Below are 14,734 nucleotides of genomic sequence, written 5' to 3'. Positions count from 1 at the left end.
GTGACGGATGCCGGGTTCACATTGGGGCGGCCGCCGTCACGATGCGTAGACCCCCCATTTGGTAAAACCCAATCCGCGAGCGAATCCGGACATGCCCGACTGGATAATGTTCAGGGCTTTTCCGAGGCGGCGACTGCCGCCTGCGCCTGGCGGATCACCGGGCTTTCCGGCGCATCCATACGGCGGGCGTCGGCCAACGCCTCCTTCGCGTCCTGGGCGGCGCCCGCCTTGTCTCCGGCGGCCAGCCGGATGGTGGCGCGGGTCAGCAGCAGGGTGGTGTGGACGCGCGCGTCATGCAGCGCCTTGACCTGGGCGTAGGCGGTGAAGGCGCTGTCCATCGCCGCCGCCGCCGCTGGGGCATCGCCCCGCTTCAGCGCCAGGCGGGCGCGGCCGGCCCATGCCAGGGCCGGCGTCGTGGAAACCATGCGCAGTTGCGCCTCATCCCGGATGACGTCGTCGATGACCTGGGCGGCGGCCTTGTCGTCCCCCTGGTCTAGGAGGAACCAGGCCCATGCGCCGCGCAGGTCCCGCGTATCCTTCCCGTTCGGTTCATGGGCGAGGAACTGTTCCAGCGACCAGGACAGGGCGGCGCGTGCCTCGTCCGCACGCCCGACCTGGGCATAGGCTTGCCCCAGCATCGCCTTCAGGGCCCAGATGTCGCGGGCTTCATCCGGATGGGCGATGACGTAGTCCAGGATCTCCTGCAGAAGCGGAATGGCCTCGGCGGCGCGACCCTCCGCCCTCAGGCAGTTCCCGTAGATCATCTTGACCGCGGCGGCTGTGTCGCCGGACGAGCGGCTGTGCGCGATCTGGTCGAGCAGCGCCGTGAAGATGGCTAGCGACCGTTCCCGCTCGCCCAGCTGGTGCAGCAGCCGCGCGTGCTCGACCCGGATGAACCCATAAACGCCGCCGACGCCATAGGCGGCGAGCGCCAGGGGTCCGGCCTTTTCATAATTCCGTTCGGCGTCGGCCATCCGGCCCATTTTCTCGAAGACGATGGCCTGGTTGCCCAGCGTGATGGAAATGTGGCGACCATTGTCCGCGTGGGGGTCGCGCCCCCATATCTCTAGCGCCTCCTGATAAAGGGAGGCCGCTTTCTCGTAATCCCCCTTCCGCATATGCCGGACCGCGGCGTTCTGAAGGGTTGAGGGGTAATGGGAGTCGTTCGGGGCATAACGCGCATACAGGTCGATGGCCCGGTCGTAAGCAGGAAGAATTTCCGCCTGTGTATGCGGATCGGCTCCTAGCAGGTTTGCTTCATACATCCACCAGCGGGCGCGGTAGCCGGTGTTGTCCTGCCCGGATGTCCGCAACAGGACATCAAGCCTGGCCATGACCTCCCGTATCCGGTCGATTTGGTTCCTGCCGAGATCGTCGATGGCCGACACCTCGTCCAGCAGCGCCTCAAGGGCCATCGGGTGGGTCTCGCCGAAGGCTTTGCGCGCCAAGTCGGCCTTTTTCTCCGCGACATCGGCGCGGCCCTCCGGATCATCCAGAGCCTGATAGAGGTCGCTGGTGATGCCATAGAGTTCCAGAGCCAGGCCTGGATCCTGGGCGAAATCCCGTTCCACCCGCTTCAGGCCGAGCGTCAGCAGCGTTTCCGCCGATACGTCCCGTCGTTGCTTGTCCTTGGGGAATTTATCATCTGTCGCACTGAACAGGCCGACCACGAAGGATTTGATGGCTTCCGCCCGGGTCGCCGCTTTCTGGGCGAGGACGGTTTCCTCCTGGGCCCGTAGGTACTGCCAGGTGACGCCCCCCAGGCCGCCGACCAGGGTGAGCAGCACGACCGCCGCCGCCGCGATGGGCCAGCGGTGGCGGCGCACGAAGCGATCCACGACGTAGAAACGCGACCCGTCGCGGGCGGAGACGGGGTGCCCCTCGCGCATGCGGGTGATGTCGCGGGCCAGCGCCTCCACCGTTTCGTAACGGTGGGTGGGCTCCTTGCGCAGGGCTTTGGCGACGATGGCGCTAAGGTCGCCGGCCAGGGCCTTCGCGGGCACGGGCGGGACGATGCCGGGTGGGGGTATGACCTCATGCAGCACCGGCGCTGTTTCCTGCAACACGGTGCGTACCGCCACCGCGAGCGGCATCTCGTCCAGCGCCCAGGGACGGACGCCGACCAGCAGTTCGAACAGCAGCATGCCCAGGGCGTAGGCGTCCGTGGCGGTGCTGATGGTGCTGCCTGTAAGCTGTTCCGGTGCGGCGTAGCTGGGCGTCAGGGGCAACTGCAGCGTGGCGGCGTCGGCGGTGGCGGCGATGCGCTTGGCGATGCCGAAGTCCAGCAGCTTCACTTGGCCCTCCGGCGTCACCAGGATGTTGCTGGGCTTCAGGTCGCGGTGGACGATCAGGGTGCGGTGGGCGTAGGCGACAGCGTCGCAAACGGTCAGGAACAGTTTCAGGCGATCGTCCAGGCCCAGGTGATGGTCGCGGCACCAGTCCGTGATGGGCTGGCCGGTCACCAGTTCCATGACCATGTAGGGCTGGCCGTCCAGCAGGCCGCCATCATAGATGCGGGTGATGCCGGGATGCTCCAACTGGGCCAGGATTTCCCGTTCCGCCTGAAAACGCTCGATATGGTCGATGGCGTCGTGGCGGATCAGCTTCAGGGCCACCTGCTGTTGGAAATGGCCGTCCGCCCGCTCCGCCCGGTAGACCTCGCCCATGCCGCCGCGGCCGATCATCGCGACGATGCGGTAGGCCCCCACCCGCTGGCCGGGCGCCAGGCCGCCCACCGGACGGGCCTGATCGGCCTCCATCACCAGTTCCGCCGCGGGGCGGTCCAGCCAGGTGTCGTCACGGTCCAGCTCCGCTGCCAGCGTCTCCAGCTCCCGCTGCAACTGCGGGTCGCCCGCCGCCAACCGGATGATCGCCTCCGGCCGCGCCTGGGCGGGCAGATCCATCAACTCGTCCAGCGCCGCGTCGACGCGCGCCCAATCCACGGTGTTCTTGTTCGACATGGCGAAGCCCCATCCGCTAATGTCCAGGTGGCGGGGGCCGCCGCTCAGCGCATCCAGCAACCCGCTTTTTCCATGAAATTTCACGCCCCGATTGCCGGCAGTATGGCCACAACCCCTTTGGCCCGCCTAGGCATGAGAGAGTCGTGTTTCCCGGCCCGCCGCCGACGTCGGCAGGCGGGCGCCGTTCAATGGTCCATGTTCATCAGGGCGCGGCTTAATTCCACGCTCCTGGCCATCTTGAGACTGGCGCAGCGCCGCGTCCGCTCCTGCATGCGGTCGAAGTCCAAGGCGTCGCCGTCCTGGCGCATCAGGACACCGAAGCGGCGCTCGACCTCGTCCGCCATGGTGGCGGAACAATGGGCCGACATCAGGAAGGGCAGGCGACGGGTGTATGGGGCGCCGTTGGGTGCGCCGATCACCCGGTCGTAGCTGTCCAGGATCCAGCGCGCCGTCAGGTCTCGCGTGGCGGAGGCCGCCGCCAGACCATGGAGCAGGGCCATGCGTTCGCCCCGGCGCAGACGGGCGTCCTCCAGGGTCAGCAGCCAGGTGGCCACCACCGGCATGTCGGTGGACGCGGCGGCGTCCAGGGCGGCATCCCGGAAGACGGGGTCGTCGCTGGACAACGCCCGTTCCACCAGCCGTCGCACGGCGGGCAGACCGCCCCGCCGGGCATAGGCGATGAAGGCGCTGTCCATGAGGCTTTCGCTCACCGCCTGGCGGTCACCCGCGAGGTATTGCTGGGCGGCAACCGCCAAGCGGGCGGACAGGGGGGCGTCCGCCGCCTCCCGCACCAGCAGCAGGGCCACCTGTTGGCGCCGGTTCCGCCGTTCGTCCGGTTCGCCATCATGGGTGCCCGCGCGCGGGTCCAGGCCCAACGCCTGGGCCTGGGGCGTCAATATCCGGCTGACGAAGCGCCGGTAGGCCATCATCGCTTCCGGCGTCACATAGCCGCGATGGACCAGGATGCCCAGGCGGGTGACGCCGGCCAGGGCCGCGTCGGTGTTGGGATGCGCCGCAAGCGAGCGCGTCTCGGCCAACAGCAGGCCGGCCCCCGTCCGACCGGCGGCGAAGGATGCCCACAGGCTGTCGTCGGCGGCCAGGGCCTCCGCCGTCGGCAACTCCGGCAGATGGGCGATCAGTTGGCGCCAGTCGGCCGACGGCAAGTCGAAACGGTAGTATCCGGCGCCATCCACGTTGGGCATGAGGAATGGGGCGGGCGGCGCCTCCAGGCTGGTCGGCTCCGCCCCCAGCAGCCGGCAGGCCTGTGCCGGCCCGGCGCGCAGGCAGAAGGGTATGGACCAGGTCTGGAGCTTGGCATGACTGTCCACTGCATCGCTCAGAGGTGTGTAGCGTGTCTGGGTGGCGACCAGCCCGTTGCCCGCGCGGCTGATGGTGACCAGCGGCACGCCCGGCTGGTCGATGAAGCTGTGCATGGCCGCCAGGATCTGCGGGTCGCCGGCGGTATCCGACAGGGCCTGAAAGAAATCATCCGCCGTGGCGGTGCCGTAAGGGTGGCGCGACAGGTGCAGCCGCACGGCGGTTTTGAAACGCTCCTCTCCCAGGTAGGCGGCGATCATGCCCACCACCTGGGCGCCCTTGCCGTAGGTGATGGTGTCGAAAGTGTCGCCGGCCTCGTCCGTGGTCGTTACGGGCTGGTGGATGGGCCGACCGACATCCAGAGCGTCGGTTTCCATGGCGCGGAACGCCGCCACCTTGCCCTCGATCCCGATCCCCAGGTCCGGCCGCCAGGCGTCGCCGATGTGGAATCCCATCCAGTTGGCGAAGCTTTCGTTCAGCCAGGTGTCGTCCCACCAGCGCGGCGTGACCAGATCGCCGAACCATTGGTGCGACAGCTCATGCGAGAGGGCGTCGCCGAAATGCCGGCGGTCCTCCGTGCTGGCGTCCGGGCTGATCAACAGGATGCGCTCGCCGTAGAGATCCGCCCCGGCGTTCTCCATGGCGCCGCTGAGGTCGGGTGTGGCGATCTGGTCCAGCTTGGGGAAAGGGAAGGCTTGGCCGAAATAGTTTTCCAGCAGCGAGAGGATGGGTGGGGTCTCGCGCAGGGCCGTGTCCAACCGGCCGGCCTGCGCTTGCGGCGCCAGGATGCGCAGGGGCAGGGGCGCCGGCCGCTGTGGTGTGGGCGGAACGGTGCCGACCGCCTGGATGAATGGCCCCACGTTTAGCGCCACCAGATAGGTGGGCAGCGGTGGAGTGGGGGCGAAGCGGTGGGCGTCCAGGTCGTCCTCATGCTCAACGGCCACCTCCGGCATGTTGCTGACCGCCGTCAGTCCGGGATGCGTGCGGATCACCACGGTGAAGGGGGTCTTGAACCGGGGTTCGTCAAAGCTCGGGAAGGCCTGCCGGGCGAGGCTAGGCTCCAGGTGGGTCCAGCTGTACCATTCCCCACCGGATTTCAGATGATAGAAGCCCGAGGGCGTGTCGGTGTAGGGGGCGGAGTAGTCGAAGGACAGCGTCACCGCACCGGCCGGAAGGGGGTCGGCGAATATCAGCCGCGCGACGCCGCTGCGCTCCACCTCCGACCATTGCGCCAGCACCGTTCCACTGCTGGTCCGCGCGGTGGCGCGGATGACCGTCAGGTCCTTCCCGTGCAGGAAAATCTGCGCCGCCTCCCGTTGCAGTTGGACGTCGATCTCAGCATGGCCGTTGAAGCGGGGCTGTTCCGGCAGGATCGTCAAATCCAGCCGGTAGGCGGTCGGCTGGACCGTGTCGGCCAGCATTCCCCGGGGAACGGCCTCCACATCCAAGGCCGTTTGCGCCAAGCCCGCGTCGGGTGCAAGCAACAGGAACGTCGTCACCGCCACGGCCAGCCAATTGCGGCGATGGCTCGTTTGAGCATGGAATGTGAAGGCCATCGCCAAATCTCCGCTCTGTCGGCGAGCGCCTGGCACGGCACGGCCGGGATGCGTCCCGGTCGCGCCGTGCCAGGCTTCCAAGGTGGGATGCGCCCGAAACCGGCGGGCGTAGTCTGTGGGGTTAAGCCTGGGCGCTGGGGCGGGCGGCGACCGCGTCGTGCCAGCGCTTCAGGGCGATGGCTTCCGGCGGGATGGGCAGGTCCAGCGCCTTGGCGGCGAAGTCGACGGCGGCCAGGGCCGTGATATCCGCCACGGAGTAGCGGTCTCCGGCGACGAAGGGCGCTTCCCTGAGGCGCGCGTCGAAGTCGCGGTAGAAGTTGGCGACCCGTAGGCGACCGCGCTCCACCAACTCGGGGATCTGGTCGTAGGCATGGGGGCCGGACAGCGCGCGGCCTTTCAGGCCTGCGACGGCGTTGCGCACGGCCTCGATCGCGGGAAGGAAACCCTCCTGCTCCGCCCGGCGGTCCCACATGGTGATGACGGCCTTTTCCTTGGTCGTCGTGCCCAGCAAGGGCCGCTCGGGGAAGGCCTCCTCCAGATAGCGCTGGATGGCCGGCACCTCGCCGATGGCCGTGCCGTCGTCCAACACCAGGGTGGGAACCACGGCGCGCGGGTTGATGGCGCGGTAGGCGGGGGAGAATTGCTCTTTGGCGCCCAGGTCCACCGGGATCAGTTCGATGTCCAGCCCCTTTTCCGCGATCAGGATGCGGACGCGGCGGGCGTGGGGGGAACCGTTGGAATGATAGAGTTTCATGAGGGGGGTCCTTGGAAGAGGGGGCCGCGGCGGCCGCCCCCGGACTGGGCTACGCGGTGTGGGTCACAGCTTGGAGCCGCCGTCCACGCGGACGGTCTCGCCGGTGATCCAGCGGGCGCTGTCCGAGGCCAGGAAGGCGATGACGTCACCGATGTCCTCCGGCGTGGCCAGGCGCTTCAGGGCCTGCATGCTGAGCGTGAAGTCGCGGCCCGCTTCGGTCTTGGTGAAGTTTGACATGTCGGTCTGGACGACACCCGGCGCCACGGCGTTGACGCGGATGCCGCGCGGGCCCAGGGCGGCCGCGAAGTGCTTCACCAGCGTGTCGACGGCGCCTTTGGTCGCGGCATAGGCGTACAGCGTGCCCACGGCGGCCCGCGCCGCCAGTGAGGACAGCAAGGTGACGCTGCTGCCTTCGTGCAGGATGGGCAGCAGCTGCTGCACCAGGAAGAACGGGGCGCGGACATTGACGGCGAACAGGCGGTCGAAGTCCTCCACCGTCGTTTCCTCGATGGTCGCGGCCTTGGACACGCCGGCATTGGCGACCAGGATGTCCAACCGGTCGCCGACGATGGCGCGGACCTGGCGGGCCAACTGGTGGGCTCCGTCGGCGGCGGCCAGGTCGGCCGATACGGTCTCGGCCCGGCCGCCACCCCGGCGAATGTCGTCGACCACGGCGGCGGCCTCATCCTTGCCTTGGCTGTAGTGGACCAGGACCTGGGCCCCAGCCTTGGCCAAGGCAAGGGCGCTGGCGCGGCCGATGCCACGGGAAGCGCCGGTGACCAGGGCGGTTTTGCCGGAAAGCGAATTCATGGCGGTGTTCCTTGCGTTGGTGGGGGGGCTTAAAGGGGGCATGCGCGCGCGTGGCGAGGGGATGCCGGAGCCGCTCAGGGCCATCCTCGGGCGGAAGCGAGGTCGGGTTCAGAAGAAGGGGAAAGGGTGGGGGCGGCCATGATTCAGCGGAGGGGGAACCGCGGCCGCCCCCTGGCCGCCGTCCCCGGGGGGCAGTTAACCCCGGGGGGCGGACGCTCGATCGGGACTTGGGGGTCGGGACTCAGGCGTCCAGGAACAGCGTGGCCTGCTTCACGAACAGCTCGGGGTATTGGTAGGGCGCGCCATGATTGCTGTCGGGGTAGAGGATCAGGTGCGCGTTCGGGAGGTTCTGCTGCAGGATGAAGGAGTTGATCGTGTAGATGATCACGTCCTTGTTGCCATTCACCACCAGCGTCGGCTGCTGGATGGCCTTCAGATAGTCGTACGCGTCCGGGCGCCGTTCGCCCCACTTGATGACGGCCTCGATCTGGCGGTTGCCGGCGGCTTCCGTCATCTCCGGATCACGGCCCGCCTGGCGCCGGTGCTTGCGCTCCAGGAAGGCTTTGCCGGCCGTCCGGGCGGCTTCGGACGGGCCGAAGTGGACGGCCAGCCAAAGATGTTCCGGCGGGTCGAATGTCGTGCTGAAGATCTTCTGGGCTTCCTGCGTCAGACCGCCCATCCCCTCACCACCGCGGGGGCCGGTGCCGATGAGGATCAGCTTGCGCACCAGGTCCGGGGCCTGCAGCGTGATTTCCTGGGCGACGAAGCCGCCGATGGAAATCCCCAGCACGTCGACCTTGGTCAAGCCCAGCGCCCGGATGAAGGCGATGGCGTTGGCGCCCATTTCCTCGAAGGTGGTGGGCACTTCGCCCGAACTGGAGGAGACGCCGGCGTTGTTGAACAGGATCACCTCACGATCCTGGGCCAGGCCATCGGTCACCGTCGGGTCCCAGTAGTCCATGGTGCCGGCGTAGTGCTGGTTGAACACTACGGGCACGGTGCCGGGCTTACCGAAGCGGCGGTAGGCGAAGCGGATGCCGTTGGCCTCGACATACTGGGTCGGGGCGGTCTGGTGGGTATGGGTGGTCATGTCATGACTCCTCGGAAAGGAATGGATTGCAGAGGCCGGCGCAGTGGCCGGGCATGCTTTTCCAGTTGGGGTGACCAGGTCCTCGAACTCCATAGCCCGGGCGGCGCCGTGAAATGGTTGGTCTGTTGCTCAGGGCCGGGAGCCTGGACTCCGGTAGCGGCGGAAGGCCGGTTTCATTGGGTTCGGAGTGGATCATCGATCGATCCGATAACTGGAATTTAAGGACTTCGAAGCGCGGTGAAAAAGACTTTGTGAGCTGGTGGTCATGCCTGACAGGCATGGGCATTTTCGAGTTGGTTACATCAGCGCTTGCGGCGCGGCGGGGATGGTGCCGGCCTCTAGCGCATTGATTCGCAAGGCTCTTTCCCTGTTCTTGGAGGGGCGCTGATCTCGCTGTTGATGGGATGAAACGCGCGCATCACCCGACAGGCCGGGGGAGGGGTGATGCCTTCCCGTCTGCGGATGGTGGCGGGATTTTCGCGAGCCAGTGCCGCCCCGTCTTGGGTGCAAGTCGTCGGCGGTTGGACGGGAGCGGCGTAATCGGACCTGTATGGGCGCGGAACTTCAGGCGAAGGTGTCGGTTCTTTCCAAGAATTCGACGTGCTTCACGAAGCGCTCCGGGTACAGGATGAAGGACACATGGTTGGCCTCTTCCTGGCGGACGATCGACGGGGCGAAACAGGGTATGGGGCATGCCTTTCCTGGCGGGGCGAAACCGGCTGGCCAATTCGTCAGGTCGGTCGACGGCGTTGACAGCACGAGGCCGCGCCACAACCCAACAGAAAAATATGCTATTTTTATCAAATTGTTATGTCGCTTTCTGCAGCAAGGCGTCGGCCCGATGACCGAGATGGGGGGAGCGAAATCCAGGGCGCGAAAGACTTTGTAAGCCTGACATCCATGCTTATAAGGTATATCGTCAGCCGCTTGGATGGTGTTTGGGTACGGTGGCGCATTGCGCCCGATCACTCGATGAGGTCTCGATGGAATTGAGACATTTGCGCTACTTCGTGGCCGTGGCGGAGGAGGGCAGCCTCACCGTCGCCGCGGAGCGGCGCCTGCACACCGCTCAACCATCGCTGAGCCGTCAAATCCGTGACTTGGAGCATGAGATCGGCGCCCAGTTGCTGGTGCGTAGCCCGCGTGGGGTGGAGTTGACAGAGGCGGGGCGCGTGTTCCTGGATCACGCCCGTCTGGCCCTGGCTCAGGTCGACGCCGCGCGCGAGGCGGCCCGGCGAGCGGCCAAGCCATTGAAGCCGCTGTTCGCCGTGGGGTTCCTCAGCGGACAGGAGGTTAATTGGCTGGCGGCGACGACGCGTGTGCTGGGTACCGATCTGCAGAAGATCGACATGACGGTCTCCAGCGAGAATTCGCCGGAACTGGCCGATGGACTGGCTACGGGGCGTTTGGATATCGCCTTCATGCGGCGTGAGCCCAACCGCCCGGATCTGGATTACATCCAGGTCGCATCAGAGCCTTTCGTCGTTGTCATGCCCAGCGATCATCGCCTGGCCACCTGCCAGCAGGTTGACGTGAGGGAACTGGCGGGAGAGGTATTCATCGGTGGGTCCAGCATCGCCGGTCCCATGCGCCGGGCGATCGAGGACTACCTGGCCGCCAGCGGCTTGGACCTGGAGCCGGCGCATCGGGTGCACAACCTGACCATGGCCATGTCGCTGATCGCGTCCACCCGGGGCGTGGCGCTGCTGCCGGCCTATGCCGAGAATTTCCTGCCCTGGTCGGTCACCAGCCGCCCCTTGGCCGGGGAGCCGCCGCGCATCGACCTGGTCGTCGGCTATAGCCGGACCAACTCGTCGCCCATGCTGGCGCGGTTCCTTTCGCGGGTGGAGCAGTTGCGACCGTAGGATGAGCAGCCGACTTTCCTGGTTGACCCTCGGGCGTCCGTGAACGCGGTCGGATGATCAACTCGCGTGGTCGGCAGGCACTGTCCCGGCATGATCGATAGGTCGAGGGCTCCGACAGGCAAGTCGGAGCCCTCAACCGTGGTGGCTTACTGCATGCCGCCGCTGGTGATCAGGCGCTGGCCGGTCAGCCAACCGGCCTCGTCGGACGCCAGGAAGGTGGCGACCGAAGCGATGTCGGTTGGCTGGCCGATACGGCCCAGCGGCGTGCTGGCGACGATCCAATCATCGAACTCGGAACCGATGAACCCGGCGGTATGGGTGCCTTCGGTTTCGACCAGGCCGGGATTGACCGAATTGACTCGGATGCCCTTCGGGCCCAGTTCCCGCGACAGCACGCCGGTGACGGCATCGACCGCGCCCTTGGTGGCCGTGTAGACCGCCGAGGCGGGCGGGGTGACGCGCGAGACCGTCGAACCGACATTGACGATGGCGCCGCCCTTGGGCAGATGCTTGACGGCTTCCTTGCTCATCAGCAGCAGGCCCAGCACATTGACATCGAATTGCGCGTGGAAATGCGCTTCGGTGATCTCTTCGAGCGGCTTCATGTCATAGACGCCCGCGTTGTTCACCAGCACGTCGAGCTTGCCAAAAGCCGTGATGGCGGCTTCGACGATGGTCTTGGCGTCATCGGCCTTGGAGACGTTGCCCTTGACCGCGACGGCCTTGCCACCGGCGGCGACGATGCCATCGACGATCTTGTCGGCACCCTCTTTGCTCGACGCGTAATTGACGACGACGCTGGCGCCCTCGGCGGCCAGCGACTTCGCGATGGCGGCCCCGATGCCCTTGGAAGCGCCGGTGACGATCGCGACTTTACCGGTAAGTTTGCTCATGATGATGTCCTTTGGAAAAAGCGGCGTGTGCCGCGGGGGGTAAAGGGGGAGGGCGGCGCTTAGACCGTGACGACGAGCTTGCCGACATGGCGGTTCTGCTCGAGGGCGCGATGCGCCGCGACGATCTCGTCCAACGTGAAGGTCCCGGCGATGGCGATCTTGAGCTTGCCGGCCGCGACATTGTCGAAGATGAACTTGGCGACCTTTGCTTGACGCTCGGCCGACTTGGTGATGCCGAAGATGTTGTAGCCCCGGACCAGCAACTCCTTGCGCACCATTGGCAGCATCGGCAACGGGGTTACCTGCTCGCTGAGCGCGCCGTAGACATGGATCGTGCCACCGGCGGCCATCGCTTCGACCAGCTTCGAAAACGTGGGGCCGCCGACCGGATCGAACGCGACCGTGGCGCCTTTGCCACCGGTGATGCGCGACACTTCCGCGACGAGATCCTGTTCCTCGGTCGCGATCACGTGGTCCGCGCCGGCTTCGAGAAGATGGGCGGTCTTGGTGCTGCCGCGGCTGAGGGCGACAACTTTGGCACCGGTCAGCTTCGCCACCTGGATCGCGCCCAGACCGACGCCGCTCGACGCGGCGGGAATGAGAACGGTGTCCCGGTCCATCAGCGGTGTCCTCTCGAAAAAGGCGCCCCAAGGGGTGACGAACGTGCTCCACAAGGCGGTGGCCTGTTCGAACGACAGGCTAGCCGGCTTCTTGACGGTGGCCTTGGCGGGAACGAGCACCAGTTCTCCGTAAACGCCGTAATCGTTCATCGAAAAGGCGGCCATGGTCGTCACTTCGTCGCCGACCGCCAGATGTGTGACCGCGGCGCCGACCGCGTCGACGATTCCAGAACATTCGTAGCCGAGACGCCCGGGCAGCTTGACCGGCTCGACATAGTTTCCGGTCCGCCACATCGCCTCGGCGCGGTTGAGGCCAATTGCCTTGACGCGAATGCGGATCTCGTCCGGCCCGGGCGCGGGGATTTCGGAGTCGATAATTTTCAGGACCTCGGGCGGGCCGTATTGGGTGAAGGTGACGACGCGGGGCATAGCGGTCTCCTAGAAGAAGCGGTTGGAAGGGCGCTGCAACCCGAGGTGATCCCGAAGGGTTCGGCCCTGGTAGTCGCGGCGGAACAGTCCCCGCCGCTGCAATTCGGGAATGAGCAGGTCGACGACGTCATCGAGACCGCCGGGCAGCCAGGGGAACATGACGTTGAAGCCGTCGCAGGCCTCCGACCGCAGCCATTCCTCCATCTGGTCGGCGATCGTGGCCGCCGTGCCGACGAAGGCGAATCCGCCGTAAGCGCCCGCCGCCTGGGCCAATTCGCGGATGGTGAGGCCTTTGCTCCTGGCCAGCGTCACCATGCGTTCGCGCTGTGATTGGCCCCCGTTGGTCTCGGGGATCTCGGGCAGCGGGCCGTCGGGATCGAAGCCCGATACGTCGAAGCCGAGCATCGAATTGAGCGAGCCGATGCCGCTTTCATAGTGAATGAGGGAATCGAGCTTCGCCCGCCGGTCCGCCGCCTCCTCCAGTGTTGGAGCGACGACAATGAAGGCGCCTGGAAGATAGCGCAGTGTCTCAGGACGTCGGCCGACCGCGGCCATGCGCTCGCGAAGATCCTCATAATAGGCGCGCGCGGCCTCAAGCGAGGACGGAGCGCCGAAAACGACCTCTGCGACCTCCGCCGCCAACTGCCGGCCGGCATCGGAGGCGCCGGCCTGCACGATTACCGGCCATCCTTGCGGTGGGCGGGCGATGTTGAGGGGGCCGCGCACGGCGTGTGAGGCGCCTTGATGGTTCAGGACATGGATTCGGGCGGGATCGACGAAGATGCCGCTCTCCTGGTCCCGGACGAAGGCATCGTCGGCGAAGCTGTCCCAAAGGCCGGTGACGACGTCGACAAATTCACGGGCGAGTCCGTAGCGCTCGTCATGATCCATCTGGATCGGAAAGCCAAAATTGAGGGCCGCGTCGGGGTTGGCGGTGGTAACGACGTTCCAGCCGGCGCGTCCTCCGCTGATGTGATCGAGAGAGGCAAAACGGCGGGCGATATGGTAGGGCGCGTCGAAGGTGGTGGAGGCGGTCGCGACAAGCCCTATCCGGTCCGTTTCCATCGCAAGGGCCGACAACAGCGTGAAGGGTTCGAAGGAGGTTACGGTGTGGCTGCGCCGGAGTGCTGACATCGGCATGTTCAGAAGGGCCAGGTGATCGGCCATGAAGAACGCGTCGAACTTGGCCGCTTCCAAGCGACGGATGGACCGGCGCATCTGATCGAGGCTGAAATTGGCCTGCGGATCAGCGCCTGGATACCGCCAGGCGCCGGTATGGATCGCGGCGGGGCGCATGAAGGCGCTGAGATGGAGTTGGCGGCGGGCGGTCATCTTGAAATCTCGTAGCCAGGGCTGTCTGGTGCCCTAGAGATGACCCATCGCGAGGAGGGGAACTAGCCGGTGTTCTTGGTTATCATCTATCCAGTTTTAGGATAAATATGGGCGCTGGAGGCCGAAATGGATACGTTCAACCTCAAGATATTTTCCAGAGTTGCAAGATTGCGCAGCTTTTCGGCGGCGGCGCGGGAACTGTCCATATCTCAGTCCCAAGCGTCCAGGGCTGTTGCCGAACTTGAAGCGGAACTTGGGGTCCTCCTGTTGGCGCGTACGACGCGAGCCGTGGTTCCAACGGAGGCTGGCATGGAATATCTCGGGCGGGTCGAAACCATCCTCGATCAGTTGGAGGACGCGGGACACAGCGTTCGCCAAGACGAATTGCGCGGCACGCTTCGGGTTGGTATGCCGACCAGCGCCGGGGTCCGGGAAATCATCGCCCGCCTGCCGCGCTTCACCGAGCGTCACCCCAAGCTGCATTTGCAGGTCGTTTTGGACGATCGTCGGCAGGATTTGGTGCGTGACGCCGTGGACGTAGCGATCCGCATCGGCACGCTTCCGGATTCAAACGCCACGGCTCGCTTGCTGACGAGCTACGCCCGTCTGGTTGTCGCGTCGCCAGGCTATCTGGAACGTTTTGGCACCCCTCGCAATCCACAGGATCTCGTGGGCCACCGGATCGTTTTTGGCCCGGCGGCGGCACCCGAGACCGCGTGGGTTTTCACCCGGGACGGACACAGGGAGGCCGTGGAGGTCAGCCCCACGATCTCATTCAGCGACAATGAAGGAGCGGTCGCAGGAGCGGTCGCCGGCTTGGGCGTCACGTCGATAGGCTGGTGGGCATGCCGGCGCGAAATTGAAGAGGGCGCGCTGGTCAGGCTGCTGCCCGCTTGGGAGATGGCCTCCACGCGGGTGCATGCGTATTTTCCTCTTGGCCGGGCCACACGGTCGGCAGCACGTGCGTTTATCGACTTTCTGATCGAGGATTTTAATATTAACCAGCCGCACTAAGGGTCTGTTGATAAATTATCGCTTCAATCTGGTCGGTGTGTTTGGCGAAATGGTGTAGTTCCATTCGCCATGGAAGTCATGTCGACGGATGTTG

General features: G+C 66.0%; 10 protein-coding genes. 2 read left to right on the top strand and 8 right to left on the bottom strand.

Annotated features, from left to right (window positions below; genetic code table 11):
• Nucleotides 1-110 precede the first annotated feature (110 nt).
• The 5 genes from FBZ89_RS25205 to FBZ89_RS25185 form a co-directional block, all read right to left on the bottom strand.
• Nucleotides 111-2,960: a protein kinase domain-containing protein gene (locus FBZ89_RS25205; protein WP_145753246.1), complete on the bottom strand. Its 2,850-nt coding sequence runs from the start codon at nucleotides 2,958-2,960 to the stop codon at nucleotides 111-113.
• A 185-nt stretch (nucleotides 2,961-3,145) separates the two neighbouring features.
• Nucleotides 3,146-5,833 (bottom strand): M1 family metallopeptidase, encoded by a 2,688-nt coding sequence (locus FBZ89_RS25200; protein ID WP_145753244.1) that lies wholly within the window; start codon nucleotides 5,831-5,833, stop codon nucleotides 3,146-3,148.
• Between the two features lie 121 nt (nucleotides 5,834-5,954).
• Nucleotides 5,955-6,587, bottom strand: a complete 633-nt coding sequence (locus tag FBZ89_RS25195; protein ID WP_145753242.1) for a glutathione S-transferase family protein — start codon at nucleotides 6,585-6,587, stop codon at nucleotides 5,955-5,957.
• Between the two features lie 63 nt (nucleotides 6,588-6,650).
• Nucleotides 6,651-7,397, bottom strand: a complete 747-nt coding sequence (locus FBZ89_RS25190; protein ID WP_145753240.1) for an SDR family NAD(P)-dependent oxidoreductase — start codon at nucleotides 7,395-7,397, stop codon at nucleotides 6,651-6,653.
• A 241-nt stretch (nucleotides 7,398-7,638) separates the two neighbouring features.
• Nucleotides 7,639-8,487, bottom strand: coding sequence for an alpha/beta fold hydrolase (locus tag FBZ89_RS25185; RefSeq protein ID WP_145753239.1), 849 nt, complete (start codon nucleotides 8,485-8,487; stop codon nucleotides 7,639-7,641).
• A gap of 983 nt (nucleotides 8,488-9,470) precedes the next feature.
• On the opposite strand from FBZ89_RS25185, the gene FBZ89_RS25180 reads away from it, so the two are divergent.
• Nucleotides 9,471-10,352, top strand: a complete 882-nt coding sequence (locus FBZ89_RS25180) for a LysR family transcriptional regulator (RefSeq protein WP_145753237.1) — start codon at nucleotides 9,471-9,473, stop codon at nucleotides 10,350-10,352.
• 146 nt (nucleotides 10,353-10,498) lie between these two features.
• On the opposite strand, the gene FBZ89_RS25175 is transcribed toward FBZ89_RS25180, so the two are convergent.
• The 3 genes from FBZ89_RS25175 to FBZ89_RS25165 are packed head-to-tail and all read right to left on the bottom strand — an operon-like array spanning nucleotide 10,499 to nucleotide 13,626.
• Nucleotides 10,499-11,245 carry an SDR family NAD(P)-dependent oxidoreductase gene (locus FBZ89_RS25175; protein WP_145753235.1) on the bottom strand — a complete coding sequence of 249 codons (747 nt, stop codon included), beginning with the start codon at nucleotides 11,243-11,245 and terminating at the stop codon, nucleotides 10,499-10,501.
• 59 nt (nucleotides 11,246-11,304) lie between these two features.
• A complete protein-coding gene (locus FBZ89_RS25170; RefSeq protein ID WP_145753233.1) occupies nucleotides 11,305-12,294 on the bottom strand; it encodes a zinc-dependent alcohol dehydrogenase family protein in 990 nt (329 codons plus the stop codon).
• A gap of 9 nt (nucleotides 12,295-12,303) precedes the next feature.
• Entirely contained in the window at nucleotides 12,304-13,626 is a 1,323-nt protein-coding gene (locus FBZ89_RS25165; RefSeq protein WP_145753231.1) for an LLM class flavin-dependent oxidoreductase, read from the bottom strand.
• A 126-nt stretch (nucleotides 13,627-13,752) separates the two neighbouring features.
• Between FBZ89_RS25165 and FBZ89_RS25160 the strand changes: the two genes are divergently transcribed.
• On the top strand, nucleotides 13,753-14,640 hold the full coding sequence (locus FBZ89_RS25160; protein ID WP_145753229.1) for a LysR family transcriptional regulator: 888 nt from the start codon (nucleotides 13,753-13,755) through the stop codon (nucleotides 14,638-14,640).
• The last annotated feature ends 94 nt before the right edge of the window (nucleotides 14,641-14,734 follow it).

The sequence above is a fragment of the Nitrospirillum amazonense genome (assembly GCF_007828045.1).
Classification (GTDB): domain Bacteria; phylum Pseudomonadota; class Alphaproteobacteria; order Azospirillales; family Azospirillaceae; genus Nitrospirillum; species Nitrospirillum amazonense_C.
The sequence above is the reverse complement of the archived record's forward strand: the minus strand, read 5'-3'. Positions and strand labels throughout refer to the sequence as shown.

What these genes read in the sequence shown, in the direction of transcription:
- FBZ89_RS25205 (WP_145753246.1), bottom strand. Translation starts at nt 2,960, where the DNA reads ATGTCGAACAAGAACACCGTGGATTGGGCGCGCGTCGACGCGGCGCTG.
- FBZ89_RS25200 (WP_145753244.1), bottom strand. Translation starts at nt 5,833, where the DNA reads ATGGCCTTCACATTCCATGCTCAAACGAGCCATCGCCGCAATTGGCTG.
- FBZ89_RS25195 (WP_145753242.1), bottom strand. Translation starts at nt 6,587, where the DNA reads ATGAAACTCTATCATTCCAACGGTTCCCCCCACGCCCGCCGCGTCCGC.
- FBZ89_RS25190 (WP_145753240.1), bottom strand. Translation starts at nt 7,397, where the DNA reads ATGAATTCGCTTTCCGGCAAAACCGCCCTGGTCACCGGCGCTTCCCGT.
- FBZ89_RS25185 (WP_145753239.1), bottom strand. Translation starts at nt 8,487, where the DNA reads ATGACCACCCATACCCACCAGACCGCCCCGACCCAGTATGTCGAGGCC.
- FBZ89_RS25180 (WP_145753237.1), top strand. Translation starts at nt 9,471, where the DNA reads ATGGAATTGAGACATTTGCGCTACTTCGTGGCCGTGGCGGAGGAGGGC.
- FBZ89_RS25175 (WP_145753235.1), bottom strand. Translation starts at nt 11,245, where the DNA reads ATGAGCAAACTTACCGGTAAAGTCGCGATCGTCACCGGCGCTTCCAAG.
- FBZ89_RS25170 (WP_145753233.1), bottom strand. Translation starts at nt 12,294, where the DNA reads ATGCCCCGCGTCGTCACCTTCACCCAATACGGCCCGCCCGAGGTCCTG.
- FBZ89_RS25165 (WP_145753231.1), bottom strand. Translation starts at nt 13,626, where the DNA reads ATGACCGCCCGCCGCCAACTCCATCTCAGCGCCTTCATGCGCCCCGCC.
- FBZ89_RS25160 (WP_145753229.1), top strand. Translation starts at nt 13,753, where the DNA reads ATGGATACGTTCAACCTCAAGATATTTTCCAGAGTTGCAAGATTGCGC.